The sequence below is a fragment of the Sphaerisporangium krabiense genome (assembly GCF_014200435.1).
Taxonomy (GTDB): domain Bacteria; phylum Actinomycetota; class Actinomycetes; order Streptosporangiales; family Streptosporangiaceae; genus Sphaerisporangium; species Sphaerisporangium krabiense.
The window spans coordinates 3,265,532-3,283,293 of record NZ_JACHBR010000001.1; the positions used below are offsets into that span (position 1 = coordinate 3,265,532).

A 17,762-nucleotide genomic window follows, 5' to 3' on the forward strand; every position below is an offset into this window, starting at 1 on the left:
CCGTGCGTCCGGCGGCGCCGATATGTGGCCGGCCCTTTTCGTGATGACCGCCGGATTCCCAATCCGTCTATTGTTGATCGCCTTTTCGCGTGCCAACCTCTGGAGGGGACATTCGTCCCCGGCATGGCGAGTCGAAAAGGGGCGCCTGAATGGCCGATTATCTGATGACCGGTCGGCTCGACGGATCGAAGGCCCGGGGACGTGTGAAACGGTGGGGTACGGCGCTCGGGGGTCTGCTCGGCGCCTTCGCGCTCGTCCTCGCCGCGGTGGCTCCGGCGCTGGGCGATGTCATTCCGAAGCTTCCGCAGAACGCCGACGGCCTGGAGCAGACGTTCTCTCCGGCGTACGACTACGACCGGGACGGCTGTTACGCCACCGCGGCCATCACCTCCTCCGGGTACGTCAACCCCGGCCTGCACCTGGGCGGCGCCGTGAACGGGCACTGCCGCGACCTCGCGCAGTTACAGGAGTCCAACACCTACGCGCGCGCGAAGTGCAACAACGGCTGGTGCGCGATCATGTACGCCAGCTACTTCGAGAAGGACCAGACGGTGGACGGCTGCAGCACCGAGCCGGGCTGCGGGCACCGTCACGACTTCGAGCACGTCGTCGTATGGGTGCAGAACAACCAGGTGCAGTACGTCTCGCATTCGCGGCACGACTGGTGGGAGACCTACGCCCGTTCCAGCGTGCGTTTCGACCCGAGCGGCACGCACCCGAAAATCGTGTACCACAAGGACGGCGGCCTGACGCACTGCTTCCGCATCGCCAACAGCGGTGACGAGGCGGTGGAGAATCACACGGGCGGCTGGTTCTATCCGCGTCTGGTCGGCTGGAACGGCTATCCCAGCGTGGCCTTCAGGAACCAGTTCATCTACCACACCGATTTCGGCCACGCCTCGATCAAACTCGGCACCGAGGTGATGAAGGGGCAGCTCGCGGCGGCCAAGCCGGCGGGCATCCCGTTCGATCCCTACGCCTGACGGCCCGCCCGCCGCGTCCCTCGAGGAACGTGAGCGAGCGCCCGCACCGAGAAGCGCCGAGAACCTCGGCGGCCCCGGGGCGCGACGTGATGATCTACCGTTCGGCGCGCCCAGTGGGCCGCTCGGCGCGCGGGTCTACCGTTCATCCCGTTCCAAACGACCACCTTCTTGGCGCTGTGAGGGCCCTCGCTTACGTTGCGGGGAAACTTGTCCAGCGAGCGTCACGTTTGAGGAGTTCGTTACCCGGAGTCACGTTGGAGGGAATCGTCTCTCTCTCGCGGGCCGCTCCGGAGCGGCTTCCACGGCGAGGGCTCGCTGGCATGGCCAGCCGTTCAGGAGGGACAGGCATGGGTCGAAGAAGCCGGGGACGGTTCACCGCGGCGTCGGTCGCGAGCGTGGCGGCGTTGCTCACCGTCACCACCGCGACACCCGCGAGTGGCGCGAATCCGTCGGCCGACAGATCACATGGCAGCAAGACGATCAACGTAACGGTGACCGAGGGCACCAGCATGGCGGTCACCGCCACCTCCGGCGGAGAAACCATCGTGATGGACCTCCAGGGCAGACTCCACACCCTCGCGGGTTCCGGAGGAACGGCCAAGGCCTTGGGGGATCCTTTCCTTGATCCATTCTGGCCGCGTTTGTCGCCGGACGGGCGTAATGTCGCCATCCAGTCGTTCGCGGATGGCATGTTCCACATTTGGACGGTCTCCCTGAAGACCGGCGCCGCCAAGCAGATCACGACCGGCGAGTACGACGACCTGCAGCCCGCGTGGTCGCCGGACGGCAGCAAGATCGCGTTCTCGTCGGACCGGCAGGGCGGCGCCGACATCTGGACCGTGGACGTCGCCACGGGCGGGGTCAAGCGGGTCACCACGGCGGCCGCCCAGGAGTCCCAGCCGACCTGGTCGCCCGACGGGAAGAGCATCGCCTACGTCCGCGACAACCTCATCGAGAGCGTGGACCTGGCCACCGGCGCGCTCACCACGCTCGTCCCGAACAGGACCGGCGCCCTGGCCGCCCCCTCCTGGTCCCCGGACGGCGGCAGGATCGCGTTCCTGCGCACCGAGTCCGGAGCACGCAGGCTGAAGGTCGCCACCACCTCCGGCCAGGAGACGGCCGTCGGCGACCTCACCGACGTCTTCCCCTTCCCACCCTCCTGGATCTCCGCCGACGAGCTGCTCTACGCGGGCAACGGCAAGATCGTCGTCTCCAAGGCGGCCACCGGCGAGACCCGCCGGGTGCCGTTCTCCGCGACGTTCACCCTGAACCGCCCGGTCTACGACCGCAAGGACTACGACTTCGACTCCAGCCGCCGCCGCCCGGTCCGCGGCATCGTCGGGCCGGCCCTGTCACCCGACGGCCGTACCGTGCTCTACAAGGCGCTCAACGACCTGTGGCTGCAGCCGGTGACCAGCGGTCACGCCACGAAGCTCACCGACGACTCCTTCTACGAGATCGACCCCGTGTGGTCGCGCGACGGGAAGAAGATCGCCTACGCCTCCGACAAGGCCGGCACGATGGACATCTGGGTGCGCGACGTCGCCGGCGGCCAGGAGCGCAGGGTCACCTCGCTCGCGGGCGCCGAGATCGCACCCGCGTGGTCGCCGGACGGCAAGCGCCTCGCCTTCCAGGACCAGGGCGGCAAGACGTACGTCGTCGCGGCGGACGGCGGCGCCCCGGCCGAGGTCCTCGGCACGCGCAGCGCCCCCGGACGGCCGAGCTGGTCGGCCGACGGACGCACGCTCGCCCTCGCCGTCACCGCCGCGTCGCGCAACCAGATCGAGCTGGTGAACGTCGACGGGCGGACCAGCAAGGTCGTCGAGCCCGCGGCGTGGCGCTCCATCTCGGTGCGCGGCGACGACGGCCCGGCCTGGTCGCCGGACGGCAAGTGGTTCGCCTTCATCATGGAGACCACCCTGTGGGTGCTGCCGGTCAACCCCGACGGCACGCCCGCGGGCCCGGCGAAGCAGCTCACCCGCAAGCCGAGCGACGCGCCCTCGTGGAGCGGCGACTCCAAGACCCTGCTCTACCTGGAGAACGGCGAGCTGCGCACGATCTCCAGGGACGGCGGCTCCGCGCGGGCGATCCAGACCGGCGTGAGCTACTCGCCGGAGGAGCCCAAGGAGCGGGTCGTCATCCACGCGGGCAACCTGTGGGACGGCAAGAGCGACAGCCTGCGCCGCGACGTGGACGTCACCGTCGTCGGCAACCGGATCGTGGACGTCAGCCCGCACCGTGGCCGGCACCCGCGCGGCTGGAAGGTGATCGACGCCTCCAACCAGACGGTCATGCCCGGCCTCATCGACATCCACTACCACCAGCAGCTCCAGTCCAAGTTCTACGGCGACCGCCAGGGCAGGCTCCTGTTGTCCTACGGCATCACCACCACCCGGTCCACGGGCGACCAGGCGTACCGGGCCGTCGAGGACCGCGAGGCGGCGCAGGCGGGCGCGCGGATCGGCCCGCGGCACTTCCTCACCGGCGAGATGCTCGAAGGCACGCGCTTCTCGTGGGAGTTCTCCCGTCCCGTGATGAACGAGCAGCAGCTCGACCTGGAGTTCTCCCGCGCCAAGGCGCTGGACTACGACCTGATGAAGACGTACATGCGCTTCCCGCACCGGCTGCAGGCCGAGGTCGCCGAGCGCGGGCACAAGCTCGGGATCCCGACGACCTCGCACTACCTCAACCCGGGCATCGCGTTCGGCGTCGACATGCAGGAGCACCTGTCCGGGCCGACCCGCTGGGGCTTCTCGTTCTCGCGCAACGCCTCCCAGGGCGTCATGTACGACGACGTGGTGAAGCTCCTCGGCCAGGGCGGGTTCCCGCTCTCGACGACGATCTTCGCCTCCAGCGCCCTGCTGGCGGACGACCCGGCCATGGTCGAGGACCCGCGCATCAAGGCCCTCTACACCGGCTGGGAGCAGGACAACATCGTCGCCGAGCTGAAGTGCGCCCAGGGCACCGGCCCGTGCGGCTTCCTCGCGGGCAGCGCCGCGGGGGCCAAGCTCTCGGTGGAGCAGCTCAAGAAGGTGCTGGCGGCGGGCGGAACCGTGCTCGCCGGCACGGACGGACCGATCGACAATCCGGCGGTCAGCCTGCACCTGAACCTCCGTTCCATGGTCAAGTACGGCATCTCGCCCTTGCAGACCCTGCAGAGCGCCACCCTGCTCAACGCCAGGGCCCTCGGGATCGAGCGTGATCTCGGCAGCGTCGAGCGCGGCAAGCTCGCCGACCTCATGTTCATCGACGGCGACCCGCTGGCGGACATCTCCACCCTCGCCAACGTGCGCGGCGTCATGACCAACGGCACCGTGCACTACGTGACGGACCTGCTGAAGCCGTTCTCCGGCATGCCGGCGCCGGCCTCCCCGAGCAAGCTCGCCGCGCCCGAGCCCTCGGAGGAACACCACACCCACTGACACGCTGATCCGAGGGGGCGGAGGCCGACGCGGCCTCCGCCCCCTCGGCCTTTCTCGGCGCGGGACGTAGAGAGTTCGGCCGCGGCTCCGACTCCTTCGGGACGGCACGCCTCACCGGGCGGGCCGTCGCCCGATCACTACTAGTGAAGGAGACGAATGAGTCTTCCGCGCATCGGCGTCAGCCTGCCGCACTTCGGGCCCAACGCCGGTCCCGAGGCCGTCGTCGCGGTGGCCCAGGCGACGGAACGGCTCGGCTTCCACGCCGTGTCCGCCACCGATCGGCTGCTCATCCCCGCCGGACCGCACTGGAACAACGACGCGGGCCTGCCCCAGTCGCACGTGTGGGACCCGCTGGAGATGCTGACCTGGGCCGCCGCGCACACCCGGCGGATCCGCGTGTGCACCGGCATCCTGAACACGATCTTCCAGTCGCCCGTCGTCCTGGCCCGCAAGCTCGCCACGCTCGACCGGCTGTCCCTCGGCCGGCTCGACGCCGGCATCGGCCAGGGCGGCGGCACGCGGCTGCCGCCGTTCTACATCCCCGAGGAGTTCGTCGCGGCCGGGGTCCCCGCCGAGCGCAGGGGCGCCGGGTTCATCGAGCACATCGCCGCGATGCGGGCCTGCTGGGGTCCCGACCCCGTCGAGTTCCACGGCGAGTGGTACGAGGTCCCGCTGTCCATGGTCGGGCCCAAGCCGCACGGCGACGGCATCCCGCTGTTCCTCGGCGCGATCACCCGGCACACCGTCGAACGGGCGGCCCACATCGGGGACGGCTTCATCACCGTCGCCGTCAACTGGGACGACACCCGTACCCAGATCCGCTGGTATCGGGACGCCGGCGGCACGGGGACCGTCGTGGTGGCCGTCATCCCGGCACCCTTGGAGGGCGAGATCTCCGCCACCGTCTTCACCGACGCGGCCCTGCGTGACCTGGACCGCGCCGCCGCGGCCGGCGTCGACGAGGTGCACATCGCCCTCAACCTCCTCCCCACGACGTGGGACCGCCAGATAGAACTCCTGGAGGCCCTCGCCACCAGGCTCTCCCTGCCGGCCCCCACGGCCGTGTAGGACGCCGCGCCCTCCGCCGGGACCACCCGGGCCTGAGGAGCGGGGAGCCCTCCCAAGACCCGCCCCTCAGGCCGCCCGGCGGCTCATGACGAGCCCCGCGAACACGCGCCGGCGGACACGAGGTCGTTCACCGCCAGGGCCGATCGCCGCGATCCTCGGTGAATGGTCGTCGCGTATATATTGCCGGGATTTCCAGTTGCTTTATCTCGGCGTATTTTCTGGAGATGAGGCGAACCCTGGAGGGGAGGGGGACGTCTGACATACGGGGGTCGCGGGACGCGGATGGAGGGGCGTCTCTGGTCGGGGTGGGGGTAGTGGGGATTCTGGCTCATGGGGAGGGCGATATGGGTGGCCGTAATCATTCCCGAATGCGGGTGATATTTGCGGTTATATGGCTTGTCACCGGTATTGTTGCGGCGTGTAGTGATAACGGGAATGCCGCGCATGAGGCGGCCGGGCCGCCGCCGGGGACCGCGGTCGCGGCGGTCCCGGACTAGAGGGCGCGGCAGGGCGGGTCAGAAGAGAGTGGGGGACGGGGCGGGGGCGGGGTCCTTCGGCTCGGAGGGGCCGAAGAGGCGGATGGCTCCGTACTCGCCGTCGTAGCCGGGGTCCTTGGTGACCTGGCCGCGGCGCAGGCGGTCCACGGCCTCCCCGAGCCGGGGGGAGTGGACGGCGATGGTCTCCACGGGGAGCTCCTCCAGGATGGCCAGCTCGGGGCCGAGGGCGGCGGTGAGCCGGTCGATCTCGGTGCGCACCTTCTTGGTCTTCGGGCCCACGCCGAGGATCTCGCCGACGACCTCCGGCAGCGGCACGAGGTTCCGGAACCCCGCGGCTCCGCCGGGGCGCACGCCGGCCGGGCGGTCGGCCAGGTCGTCGACGCGGCTCAGCACGCCGACCGTGAGCTTCTTGCCGCAGACGGGGCACCGGCCGCCGTGCCGCCGGGTCTCCTCAGGTTCCATGCGGACGCCGCACTTGCGGTGGCCGTCCACGTGGTACTTGCCCTCCTCCGGGAAGAACTCGACCGTCCCGGTGAGGCCGTCGCCCGTGCGCAGCGCGTCCTGGATGGCGAAGTAGTCCAGCGCGGTCTCGAACACCGTGGTCTCGCGGCCGACGATGGGCGGCGAGTGCGCGTCGGAGTAGCTGACCAGCCGGTAGCGGTCGAGGCCGGAGACCCGCCAGTTCATGGCGGGGTCGCTGGACAGACCCGTCTCCAGCGCGAAGATGTGGCCGGTCAGGTCGCCGTAGCACTCCTCCAGCGTGTCGAAGCCGGACTTGGAGCCGAACACGCCGAACCACGGGGTCCACACGTGGGCGGGGACGAGATAGGCGCCCTCGCCGCAGGCGAGCGTCGTCTCCAGCAGGTCGCGGGAGCTCATGCCGACCGTCGGACGGCCGTCGGATCCGAGGTCGGCGACCCGGCCCAGGCGCCGGTTGAACTCCTCGGCGGCGGCGAGATCGGGCAGGTACACCAGGTGGTGGATCTTGCGGGCGCGCCCGTCCTGGGGATAGACCGTGGAGATCTCGACGGAGAGCATGAACCGCACGGGGGCGGACGCGAGGCGGCCGGGCAGCGTCGCGCCGATCTCGCGGTCGGCCTCCTCGCGCAGCCGGAACAGGCCGGGCTCGGCCGGGACGAGGTTCTCGCGCAGCTCGTCGAACCACTTCGGATGCGTGAAGTCGCCCGTGCCCAATAACGTGACGCCTTTTCGCCGCGCCCACCAGGTCAAATGCCTCAGGTCACTGTCCTTGCTGCAGGCCCGGGCGTACTTGGAATGCATATGGAGGTCGGCATGAAAACGCATCGCGACATTGTGTCACAGCCGAATACAGGCGGTGTCGGGCGCGCGAAGCGCCCGGGTGCCGTGCGAGCTATCGAATGGGTTCGATCCGTGTTTCCAGCGCCGGTTCCACGAGGGGTGGCGCGGCCGTTTCCCGGTCCGGATCCGCCGTGACGGGGGCGCCGCCCTTTCCGCGCAGGTTCTCCAGAGGCAGGAACGCGGCCAGGCAGATGACGTGCGGCAGGAAGTGGATGGTGATGGACATCCAGGTCACCAGATGGAAACCCGCGAAGAACATGACGCCCGCGATCAGCCGCCGTCCGCGCAGGAAGAGCAGGACGGGGGAGAACGCCTCGGCCAGCAGCACGATCCATTGCGAGGCGTGCAGCAGGCCGGGGATCCCCGCGGCGAACTCGCCGACGAAGGTGCCGCGGCGGCTGACCGCCCACTGGAAGGTGGCGCCGTTCGGCCATCCCCATCCGCCCCACCGGATCTTGGCGTAGGCGGAGAGGAAGTAGGTGGCGACGACGGCGATCTGGACGCAGCGGATCGCCCAGCCCGCGCGTTCGGACGGCCCGCCGCCGCGGCCGGCGGAAGGGAGGACGAACAGCGCGACGAGGAGCGCCAGATGGTCGTGGTCCACCTTGCCGTAGGACATGGCCAGGACGGCCCAGTACCCGAATCCGAGGGCGACGGCGTATCCGGCGGTCCGCGGTAATCGGCCGGCCGCCGCGATGAGGCAGGCGACGGCGACGAACGCGAAGAGCGCGGGCACGAGGACCGGATTCGCGGCGGGCAGGTGGAGAAGGCGGGCGACGAGCACCGGCCGGTAGGCGTCCGCGGAATAGGCGTGGGCGAAGGTGCTGCCGGTGAACAGCACCATGTCGAGCGGCACGAACAGGTACACGACCGTCCGGAGGATCGCGACCCTGCGCGCCGGGATCTCGGGGAAAAGCCAGCGGGTCAGCCGGTCCGCCATGACACCTCTTCCACGTATCGGGTCGCCGCGGGGCGCCGGTCCTTGAGTTCGATCACCTTGGTGACCAGGGAGAGCCTGGTGAGGCGGGGGGCCGTGGGGCGCAGGCGCGCGTGCGAGTCGGCCAGCTTCCCGAGCAGGGACGGCTCCCGCCGGTACCGGGTGAGCTGGCCCTCGATCTCCGCGCGGCGCACCCCGACGTAGCCGGGCTCGATGGGGATCTGGATCCGGGTGCCCGCCACCGTGTCGGCCTGGAGTTCGAGGGAACGGATCTCGCCGTCGGGCGGCACGCTGAAGGCGTACTGCACCATCGGGCCGAGGGGGAACAGGTCGTCGGTCCCGGCGATGGTGCCGTACGCGAGGACGGCGCCCGCCGCTCCCGTGGCGACGAGGCGCCACCTTTTCCCCCACCTGCTCATGGGCATCGTGTTCACGCTTCCGCCGGGACGACCGCGTGCGTCGTCGATGGATGGGCGCTGTTCACGCGCACCGGAGGAGAGGAACCAGGTTGTGTGCTGATAAGTCGGCTCACACCGACATTTGTCGCACTGAAGGCCCCGTCTGGTTCACTGTCCCAGCAGACTAGTGCGAAATTGAGGGTCTCGGAGGAAGGTTCCGGAATACCGTTATCCGGCGGTGTAAGTGGTATGGAGGGCCGTCATTCATCCGTCACGGCGGTGTCGCTCACGGTGTCGGAGACCCTGCCATTGCGCCGGACATGCCGACGGGGCCCCGCGCCCCTCCCTGGATGCAGAGCCCCGTCATATCGGACATTTGGGACCACGACCGGGGGTGTGGGTGTCCGATATCGCTAAGACGCTTCACTGTTGTCATCGGATGACCTGATCCGGCGGGTGATCGCGCCGTTTCGGCGGCACCGAAATGCGCGCCCGGCTCAGGGGTCGCAGGAGGACGTGTCCTCCGCGGATGCGCACGGGCACTCCTCCTCGGCGGGAGCCGCCTTCTTCTTGGTCCTCTTCTTGGCCGCCTCGGGAGGGGCCATGGTGACGTTCAGGGTGATGTTGCAGACGCGGGCGTGCTTGCACAGGGCGTTCAGGATGCTGGTCGCGCCGCTGATGGTGCTGGCCGAGGTGTGCTGCATGCCCTTGTTCGACGTGGGGCTCTTCAGGGACAACATGTTGTTGTTCCTCTTGCCGTTGCCGACGTCCTGGGTCGAACTGCCGCCCAGGTTCTTCTCGGTGTCGTTCCCGGTGTCGTTCCCGGACCCGGTGTCGTTCCCGGACCCGTGCCCGGACTTCGGCCCGGCGTCCGGTTTCGGGTCGCGCCTGCCGTCCCGCTCGACGCGGACGACCACGTGCTTGTGGAGGTGCCGGTCGGCGCGGTGCCCCTGGGCGTGCCGCTCGGACCGGGGGCGGCCGGCGGCGTCGGCCGGAGTGGCGGCGACGGCGCAGAGAACGGCGGCGGCCGGGAACGCGCAGGCCAGCAGGGCGACCGTGAGCGGCTTTCCCTGTGCCGTCCACCCGCTACGGTGACTTTTCATTTTTCGCCACCTTTGCCGTGCGTGCTGGGTTTGCCGTACCGAACGAGCGCAACCATGGCGTCCCCCTGTCAGATCCCCGTATCGACAGGGTAGCCGCGTTGATCATGTTTTCCGATGATCTCGACGCAGGGTGTTGCGCCATGCATGCTGACCAGCCCACTTGCCCGTGATCCGCCCGCCGTGAACACGCCCTGTCCTGGCTCCGTGACGCGTTCTTTCCGCGTTGACGGCGCGGAACAGTTCAATTCTTTTCCGTTATATGGCCTGCGACGTGTTATCTATCCCCAAAGCCCGCCTTGTACTCCGAAAGCAGCACCTTTCCCCCTCAATGTGGCTTATCTGTACGAGTCCCGAGGAAGGAAAGTAGCGTCGGGGAACCGCTTCCAAGGGGGCCAAATGATCAGGACGCTTCACAGAATGGGTATCCGCTCCGGCATGATGTACGGGGCCGGCGTCATGTCCGTCGGCGCGTCGTTCCTCTCCTGGCTCATGTCCAAGGAGTACGAGGGCGACATCGCCCGGGCGGACCGCTGGGGCCTGTTCGTCGGCGAGTGGGCGCCGACCTTCTTCGCGCTGGGCGTCGCCCTGAGGATCGAGGAGACGCGGGAGGAGGTCCTCGGCGGCGGGCGCGAGATCGACGAGCGCCGCGAGCAGGAGCGGCTGAGCCGCCGGTACGGAGGTCAGGTCCCCGCCGGCATCTGAGCCGGGCCGCGGGCCGGTCGTGCACCCTGAGGGACGCGCGACCGGCCGGCGAAGGCTCAGGCGGGGGTGCCCCGGCTGAGGCTGACGTACTGGCGGGGGCGCAGGGCCTGGGCGCGCAGGGCCGTGAGGGCGGCGGCGCGCCCGGCGGGGGTCAGCGCGGCCGGGGGCTGGCCGGCGCACTCGGCCGGTTCCGGAGAAGCGGCGACGTGCGCGGCGGACCGCCGGGCGGGCGCCGTGACGCACAGGTGGAAGGCCTCCAGGCGGCGGCGCAGCTCGACCAGCGGCCTCGCGACCTCGTCCGGGGTGGCCGTACGCCAGCCCTCGCCCACGACGACCTCGGCGACCCGCTCGGCCAGCTCCCCGCACGGCAGGGCCGTGCCCTCGCTGAGGAGCATCAGCCCGACCTCGCGGACCGAGACCTCCATGTCGCGCTGGCCGGACACGGGGGTCAGCAGGGCGGCGGTCGCGGCCTGCCACATGGCGGCGGGGTCGGTGAGGAGCCACCTGCCCGCCGAGGTGATCACGAGGCTGCCGCCGTCGCGGCGCACGGCCCGCATCTCGTGCTCGGCGATGCGGAGCAGGGTGCCTAACGCGCTCAGGCCGTCCTCGGCGCCCGCGGGCTCCCAGCCGAACCGCTCGGCGGCCTCGGTGGCGAGCGGGCGCGCGACGCCGTCGCCGGGGGTGAGGGGCACGCCGCCCGGGCGCCGGGCCGCCTCCAGGAGCCACCGCAGCGCCTGCAGGTGGGGCCCGTCGGGGGCGGGGATCGGGGCGTGGAGGCGTACCTCGAAGGGCTGGGCCAGCTCGCGGCGGGCGGCGCCACGGCCGAGCACCCACCGGTTGAGCCGCTCGCCGTGCACGCGGTTCAGCCAGTTGTCGCCGCCCAGCTCGGCACGGGGCTCGGTGAGCCAGCGGCGGGTCAGCGCCTCGGCGTCGGCCTTGCCGGTGCCGGAGGAGGGGTCCAGGCGGCCGCAGACGATGGCCAGTTCGAGCGCGGCGGAGCAGGCCAGGTGCGCGCCCAGCTCCTCGGGCCCCATGAGGGAGCTCCAGCGCAGCTCCGCGATGTCGGGCGGCAGCACGCCCGTGGCGTTCAGGGCGCGCTGGTAGGCGGCCGTGCCGGCGTCGTCCCCCTCGCGCGCGTAGGCGCGCAGGATCTGCGCGGTGGTAGGGGAGACGCACAGCGCGGCGTAGCGGTCCATGCCGCCGAGGTCGAGCAGGCGCCCCAGGGCACGGGCGATGGCGCCGCGGTCCCCGGTGACCTCCAGGGGCAGCGTGTACCAGAGGAACTCGCAGACGCTCAACTGGGTGAGGGTCTCCAGAGGATCCCCGCCCGTCAGCCACTCGACGGCGACGCGGGCGTCGTCGGCGAGTTCCGGGTCCGAGCGCTCCAGCTCTGTGAGCAGTGCGGCGACGTCGGGTGCAGGCATGCTTCGCAGTCTGCCGTATATGCCCGGACCCTGACGACGACCACCGCCGTGGGCGATTTCCACGTCACCTACCTGTAAGACCGGAACGAGCGGAAGGGCGGACTTCGGTGGCCGATGGCCAAGTCATGTCAGATCACATCCCTGGTCATATCCAGCGGTCGAACAGCATGCGCCGGTGCCAATCGTCGTAGGGGATGATCTCGGCGGAGATAATGGGGTAGAGCCACCAGAAGTTAATCAGGGCGACGAGCACGAACGCACCCGAAAGCGCGGCTCCGAGGAGCCTCCGGTTCTGCCGCGCCCCGGCGGGCCCGATGAGCAGGCCGGCGGCCAGGGCGAGGGCGATCGCCATGAACGGGAGCATGGGGGCCGTGTAGAAAAGGAACATGGTCCGGTTGTCGGCGATGGCGTAGTAGAACCAGGGCAGCCAGCCGACGCCGTAGGCGAGCAGCACGGCTCCGGCGCGCCAGTCGCGGGTGGCCACGTACCAGGCGATCAGCCCGATGAGGGCGATCAGTGAGCCGTACCAGATGACCGGCGTGCCCACCCCGAGCACCGCCTGCGCGCACTTGCCCGTGTTACAGGCCGGGCCCTCGTAGAAGAACGCGACCGGGCGCAGCAGCAGCGGCCACTCCCACGGCTCGGACTGGTACGGATGGCTGGAGTCCAGGCCGGTGTGGAAGCCGAGGACCATCGACTGGTAGTTCCACCAGGAACGCATCGAGTCGAGGACGAAGTACACCGGCCCGCTGCTGGTGGCTTGGGCCCAGTTGCGGCCGTACCCGTACGGCGTGGCGAACCACCCCGCCCAACTGGCCACGTACACCACCACCGGCACCAGACCCAACCCCGCCAGCGCCGTGGGCACATCCCGCCGGAGCGCCCCCGAGAACGGATGACGCAACCCCACCGCACGCCGCGCCCCCGCATCCCACAACAACGACATCACCGCGAAAGCCACCAAGAAGAACACCCCGCTCCACTTGGTCGCCACCGCCGCCCCCAGACACACCCCCGCCCCGATCCGCCACGGCCGCACCCCAAGCCACGGACCCGCCCCCGCGAGCGAAGACCCCTCATACCACCGCGCCAGACGCTCCCGCGACCGATCCCGATCCACCACCAGGCACCCGAAACCCGCAAGCACCCAGAACATCAGGAACACATCCAGCAACGCCGTACGGGACAACACGAAATGCAACCCGTCCAACGCCAAAAGCAACCCCGCCAGACACCCCAGCAACGTCGACCGCGTCATCCGCCGCGCCACCCGCGCCACCAGCAGAATCGACAACGACCCCAGCACCGCCGCCGCGAACCGCCACCCGAAAGGATCAGCCCCCCACAACCACTCCCCCACACCGATCAACCACTTACCGAGCGGAGGGTGGACGACGTAGGAGGCGCACTTGTCCAGTTCGGTGGCGGCGCAGCTCTGCCAGACGTTGTGGTCGCCGCCGAGCAGCAGCTTGTCGGCGTCCTTGACCGTGGTGCGCTCGACGCCGAACGTGATCAGCGAGAGGGCGTCCTTGGCGTAGTACGTCTCGTCGAACACGACCGCCTTGGGGACGGCGAGGCGGTCGAAGCGCAGGAACGCGCCGAAGGCGGTCACCAGCAACGGGCCGAGCCACCCCCACAGGGGGCTTCCCAGGAACGGCGGGACGAGCCGGTCGCGCAGGGAACCCGGGTTCTCGGGCTCTTCGCGCGGCTCCGGCCGGTCGAAGTCCTGGTTGGTGGAGTCCGTCAGGGCCATCCGGACATCGTACGGGGCGGCTATTACGTACAACCTAAGAAACACCCTCTGTGTACCTAATTGGGAAGGTCTGCCCAGAAGCTGCGGGGGTGCGGGCGATCCCCCGCGCATGAGAGAGGATGGACGGGTGAACGACGGCACGCTGATCCTGGCCGGTGCTCCCATCGGGCGTGCCGAGGACGCCTCTCCCCGGCTGCGCGAGGCCCTCGCGCGCGCCGACGTCATCGCCGCCGAGGACACCCGCCGGCTGCGCAGGCTCGCCGCCGACCTCGGGGTCACGCTCGCGGGGCGCGTGGTGTCCTACTACGACGGCAACGAGGCGGCGCGGGCGGGGGAACTCGTCGAGGCCCTGCGCGACGGCGACACCGTCCTGGTGATCACCGACGCCGGCATGCCCGGGGTGTCCGACCCCGGGTACCGCCTCACCCACCTCGCGGTCGAGGCGGGCATCCCGGTGACGGCGCTGCCCGGGCCGTCCGCGGTCACCACCGCGCTCGCGATCTCCGGCCTGCCGAGCGACCGGTTCTGCTTCGAGGGGTTCCCGCCGCGCAAGCCCGGCGAGCGGGCCCGGCGGCTCGCCGCCCTGGCGGGCGAGGAGCGGACCATGGTCTTCTTCGAGGCGCCGCACCGCCTGCACGCCGCCCTCGCCGCGATGGCCGAGGCCTTCGGCGCGGACCGCCCCGCCGCCCTGTGCCGCGAGCTGACCAAGACCTACGAGGAGGTCGTGCGGGGCACGCTCGGCGATCTGGTCGCGTGGGCGCGGGGCGAGGTGCGCGGTGAGATCACCCTGGTCGTCGCCGGGCACGCGCCCGGCGCCGCGGAGACCGACATCGGCGCGCTGGTCGCGGAGGTCGCCCGGCAGGAGACGGCCGGCGTGCCCCGCAAGCAGGCGATCGTGGACGTGGCCAAGGCGGCGGGCATCCCCAAGCGGGAGCTGTACGACGCCGTCCACCGTTCGTGAGGGCGATCCGGCGGCGGGTTCCGGATCGCCACGGAGCGTGTATGGGTCCTTGATCCTCTGGATCAGGAGCGCTTCCGCCCCATAAGGTGCCTGCGTGGCTGAGCGTGCCTTCCCTCTGAAATTATTCAGAAAATCATCATTATTCGGACGGACGCCGGTTCCTTCGGCGGAGCGGCCGGACGGGGGATCCTCGATCCGCGACCGCCTGGTGCCCCCGTTCGCGGACACCTCCATCTGGGCCTGGCTGGGCCCGGTGCTGGTCGCGACGTTCGGGGCTCTGCTCCGCTTCGACCGCCTCGCCCTCCCCAAGGCGGTCGTGTTCGACGAGACGTACTACGCCAAGGACGCCCTGTCCCTGCTCACCTACGGCGTCGAACGCACCTTCCTCGGCACGTCGGATAACCCGATCGCCGACCAGAGGCTCCTCGCCGGCCGCGACGACCTGTGGGTGACCTGCACGCCCGACAGCCTCGACCCGTGCGCCTCCTACGTGGCCCACCCTCCGCTCGGTAAGTGGTTGATCGGTGTGGGGGAGTGGTTGTGGGGGGCTGATCCGTTCGGGTGGCGGTTCGCGGCGGCGGTGCTGGGGTCGTTGTCGATTCTGCTGGTGGCGCGGGTGGCGCGGCGGATGACGCGGTCGACGTTGCTGGGGTGTCTGGCGGGGTTGCTTTTGGCGTTGGACGGGTTGCATTTCGTGTTGTCCCGTACGGCGTTGCTGGATGTGTTCCTGATGTTCTGGGTGCTTGCGGGTTTCGGGTGCCTGGTGGTGGATCGGGATCGGTCGCGGGAGCGTCTGGCGCGGTGGTATGAGGGGTCTTCGCTCGCGGGGGCGGGTCCGTGGCTTGGGGTGCGGCCGTGGCGGATCGGGGCGGGGGTGTGTCTGGGGGCGGCGGTGGCGACCAAGTGGAGCGGGGTGTTCTTCTTGGTGGCTTTCGCGGTGATGTCGTTGTTGTGGGATGCGGGGGCGCGGCGTGCGGTGGGGTTGCGTCATCCGTTCTCGGGGGCGCTCCGGCGGGATGTGCCCACGGCGCTGGCGGGGTTGGGTCTGGTGCCGGTGGTGGTGTACGTGGCCAGTTGGGCGGGGTGGTTCGCCACGCCGTACGGGTACGGCCGCAACTGGGCCCAAGCCACCAGCAGCGGCTGGAGCTACTGGGTGTTCAGCTCGATCCGCTCGTGGATCGACTACCAGTCCCAGGTGCTGGGCTACCACACCGGTCTCGACCAGTCCCATCCCTACCAGTCCTGGCCCTGGCAGTGGCCGCTGCTCATCCGCCCGGTCGCCTTCCACTACACCGGCGGCGCCGGCACCTGCGGCGCCCCGTCGTGCGCGCAGGCGGTGCTCGGGGTGGGCACGCCGGTCATCTGGTACGGCTCGCTGATCGCCCTCATCGGGCTGATCGCCTGGTACGTGGCCACCCGCGACTGGCGCGCCGGAGCCGTGCTGCTGACCTACGGCGTCGGCTGGCTGCCCTGGTTCTACTACGCCATCGCCGACAAGCGGACCATGTTCCTGTTCTACATGGCCCCCATGCTCCCGTTCATGGCGATCGCCCTGGCCCTGGGCGCGGGATTGCTGATCGGACGGGCGGGCCCCCAGTCGTCCCGCAGGGCGATCGGCGCGGCCGTCGTCGGAGCCTTCACCCTGCTGGCGTTGATCAACTTCTGGTGGTTGTACCCGGTCATCTCCGCCGAGGACATCCCCTACGACGACTGGCACCGGCGCATGCTTTTCCCTAGCTGGATCTAGCGGGGGCCGGCCCGCGCCGCCACGGCGGGCGCACTCCCTCATGGAGGGCGATGGCGGCGGACAGGAACGCCAGGGGCAGCGCGGGCAACAGGTACCGGTAGTCGAACTCCGCCGTGGCGGCGGGCGCCACGACCAGGGCGGCCGACGCCACCCACGGCAGCAGCCCCGGCCCGCCGAGCTTGCGCCACCGCGCGATCACCCCGGCCGCGCCGACCAGCAGCGCCAGGCCGAGCACGAGGCCCGGCATGTAGACCACCCGCTGGTAGCGCTCCATGATCGTGGCCCACGGCCAGTACGCGTGGGTGCTCGCGCGGCCCTGCTCGTAGGCCACCAGGTCGCGGTCCACCGTGCCCTGGTAGCTCTTCCAGGTCGGCGGCGACTTCTGCAGCCGGTCCGGATCCTTGGCGGTGACGCCCTTGCTGTCGAACTCGTACTGCATGTACGTGAGCGCGTCGGGGAACACCGGGCGGTCCCAGCGGAAGCTGCGCAGCAGGTCGCCCCAGACGGCGGCCAGGTAGTCGCCGGGCTGGGCGAGGATGGCCCGCTTGGCGAACGTGCCCGCCGCGTCGTTGACGTGCCGGTCGAACTTGTCGGTGCCCCAGCGGTGCAGCACCTCGCCGCGGCCGGTGTACCACAGGTACCACTGGGAGAACTGGCTGCGCGCGAAGGCCGGGTTGACGCACAGCGGGATCAGCTCCTGCTCGCGCTGCAGGTCCGGCTTGATCTTCTTGCAGTCCGCGAACTTCGCCGTGCGCATGTAGAGGATCAGCCCGTCGCTCTGCGTCAGCGCGAACTGCCCCTGCGCCGCGGCGAACCACCCCATGTACGCCACCACCGGCACCGCGCACGCCGTCACCACCGCCAGGATGGGCTTCCATCCGGTGCGCTTGATGAGCAGGAAGACCACGACCACGGCCAGGATGGGCAGGCCGATGCTGCGCGTCAGCGCGGTGAGCGCGAGCAGCAGCCCGACCGCCACGCCGGAGCGCCACGACAGGCGGCGATGCCACAGCACCAGCGTCACCAGGCCCACGATGAGCAGGGTGAACATGGTGTCGGACATGATCAGCTGTTCGAGCTGGATCTGGTAGGCGTCGAACAGCACCGGCACGGCGGCCAGCGTCGCGCCCCAGTCGGGCAGGCCGAACCTGCGCCTCAGCAGCGCGTAGATGAGCACCGCCGTCGCCAGGCCCATGAGGTGCTGGGTGAGGACCACCAGCCCGAAACTGTGGAACGGCTTGAGCGCCAGGAGCCAGAAACCGTAGCCGTCCGGGCGGATCGGGTGCGGGCGGGGGTGCAGGGCTACGGAGACGTACTCGTAGGAGTCGTTGAACCACATCGCCGGCCGGTAGCCGAGCATGGCGATCACGCGCAGCGCCGCGCCCAGCGTGAAAGCGATCACGAAAAGACGGCGACGCCGGAGAAACCCCAGGACACGCGCGCGTTT

The 17,762-nt window shown here is 70.1% G+C and carries 13 protein-coding genes; 6 read left to right on the plus strand and 7 right to left on the minus strand.

What is annotated here, in order from left to right:
- Positions 1-149 precede the first annotated feature (149 nt).
- From BJ981_RS14620 to BJ981_RS14630, 3 genes are all read left to right on the plus strand, one after another.
- Positions 150-983: an NPP1 family protein gene (locus BJ981_RS14620; protein ID WP_239139597.1), complete on the plus strand. Its 834-nt coding sequence runs from the start codon at positions 150-152 to the stop codon at positions 981-983.
- A 689-nt stretch (positions 984-1,672) separates the two neighbouring features.
- The gene (locus tag BJ981_RS14625; protein WP_221314705.1) at positions 1,673-4,405 is read left to right on the plus strand and encodes an amidohydrolase family protein; all 2,733 of its coding nucleotides are present in this window, start codon (positions 1,673-1,675) and stop codon (positions 4,403-4,405) included.
- Positions 4,406-4,561: 156 nt separating this feature from the next.
- Positions 4,562-5,473: a TIGR03619 family F420-dependent LLM class oxidoreductase gene (locus BJ981_RS14630; protein ID WP_184611726.1), complete on the plus strand. Its 912-nt coding sequence runs from the start codon at positions 4,562-4,564 to the stop codon at positions 5,471-5,473.
- A gap of 515 nt (positions 5,474-5,988) precedes the next feature.
- Here the strand turns inward: BJ981_RS14630 and BJ981_RS14635 are convergent.
- The 4 genes from BJ981_RS14635 to BJ981_RS14650 all read right to left on the minus strand — a co-directional run bounded on the left by BJ981_RS14635 (position 5,989) and on the right by BJ981_RS14650 (position 9,728).
- Positions 5,989-7,164: an endonuclease Q family protein gene (locus BJ981_RS14635; protein ID WP_239139598.1), complete on the minus strand. Its 1,176-nt coding sequence runs from the start codon at positions 7,162-7,164 to the stop codon at positions 5,989-5,991.
- Positions 7,165-7,342: 178 nt separating this feature from the next.
- Positions 7,343-8,230: an HTTM domain-containing protein gene (locus tag BJ981_RS14640; RefSeq protein ID WP_184611730.1), complete on the minus strand. Its 888-nt coding sequence runs from the start codon at positions 8,228-8,230 to the stop codon at positions 7,343-7,345.
- The gene (locus BJ981_RS14645) at positions 8,215-8,652 is read right to left on the minus strand and encodes a hypothetical protein (RefSeq protein WP_184611732.1); all 438 of its coding nucleotides are present in this window, start codon (positions 8,650-8,652) and stop codon (positions 8,215-8,217) included. Before BJ981_RS14645 ends, BJ981_RS14640 begins: the two co-directional genes overlap by 16 nt.
- Positions 8,653-9,122: 470 nt before the next feature.
- The gene (locus tag BJ981_RS14650; RefSeq protein ID WP_184611733.1) at positions 9,123-9,728 is read right to left on the minus strand and encodes a hypothetical protein; all 606 of its coding nucleotides are present in this window, start codon (positions 9,726-9,728) and stop codon (positions 9,123-9,125) included.
- A 417-nt stretch (positions 9,729-10,145) separates the two neighbouring features.
- Between BJ981_RS14650 and BJ981_RS14655 the strand changes: the two genes are divergently transcribed.
- On the plus strand, positions 10,146-10,430 hold the full coding sequence (locus BJ981_RS14655) for a hypothetical protein (RefSeq protein WP_239139599.1): 285 nt from the start codon (positions 10,146-10,148) through the stop codon (positions 10,428-10,430).
- Between the two features lie 56 nt (positions 10,431-10,486).
- On the opposite strand, the gene BJ981_RS14660 is transcribed toward BJ981_RS14655, so the two are convergent.
- Together BJ981_RS14660 and BJ981_RS14665 are read right to left on the minus strand one after the other, a co-directional pair.
- Entirely contained in the window at positions 10,487-11,854 is a 1,368-nt protein-coding gene (locus BJ981_RS14660) for a hypothetical protein (RefSeq protein WP_184611735.1), read from the minus strand.
- Between the two features lie 145 nt (positions 11,855-11,999).
- Positions 12,000-13,607 carry a dolichyl-phosphate-mannose--protein mannosyltransferase gene (locus tag BJ981_RS14665; protein ID WP_184611737.1) on the minus strand — a complete coding sequence of 536 codons (1,608 nt, stop codon included), beginning with the start codon at positions 13,605-13,607 and terminating at the stop codon, positions 12,000-12,002.
- 109 nt (positions 13,608-13,716) lie between these two features.
- Between BJ981_RS14665 and rsmI the strand changes: the two genes are divergently transcribed.
- On the plus strand, positions 13,717-14,568 hold the full coding sequence (gene rsmI, locus BJ981_RS14670; protein WP_184611739.1) for a 16S rRNA (cytidine(1402)-2'-O)-methyltransferase: 852 nt from the start codon (positions 13,717-13,719) through the stop codon (positions 14,566-14,568).
- A 208-nt stretch (positions 14,569-14,776) separates the two neighbouring features.
- Positions 14,777-16,315 carry a dolichyl-phosphate-mannose--protein mannosyltransferase gene (locus tag BJ981_RS14675; protein WP_311745479.1) on the plus strand — a complete coding sequence of 513 codons (1,539 nt, stop codon included), beginning with the start codon at positions 14,777-14,779 and terminating at the stop codon, positions 16,313-16,315.
- Here BJ981_RS14675 and BJ981_RS14680 read toward each other — a convergent pair.
- On the minus strand, positions 16,302-17,717 hold the full coding sequence (locus BJ981_RS14680; RefSeq protein ID WP_239139520.1) for a hypothetical protein: 1,416 nt from the start codon (positions 17,715-17,717) through the stop codon (positions 16,302-16,304). The genes BJ981_RS14675 and BJ981_RS14680 overlap by 14 nt on opposite strands.
- Positions 17,718-17,762: the final 45 nt, after the last annotated feature.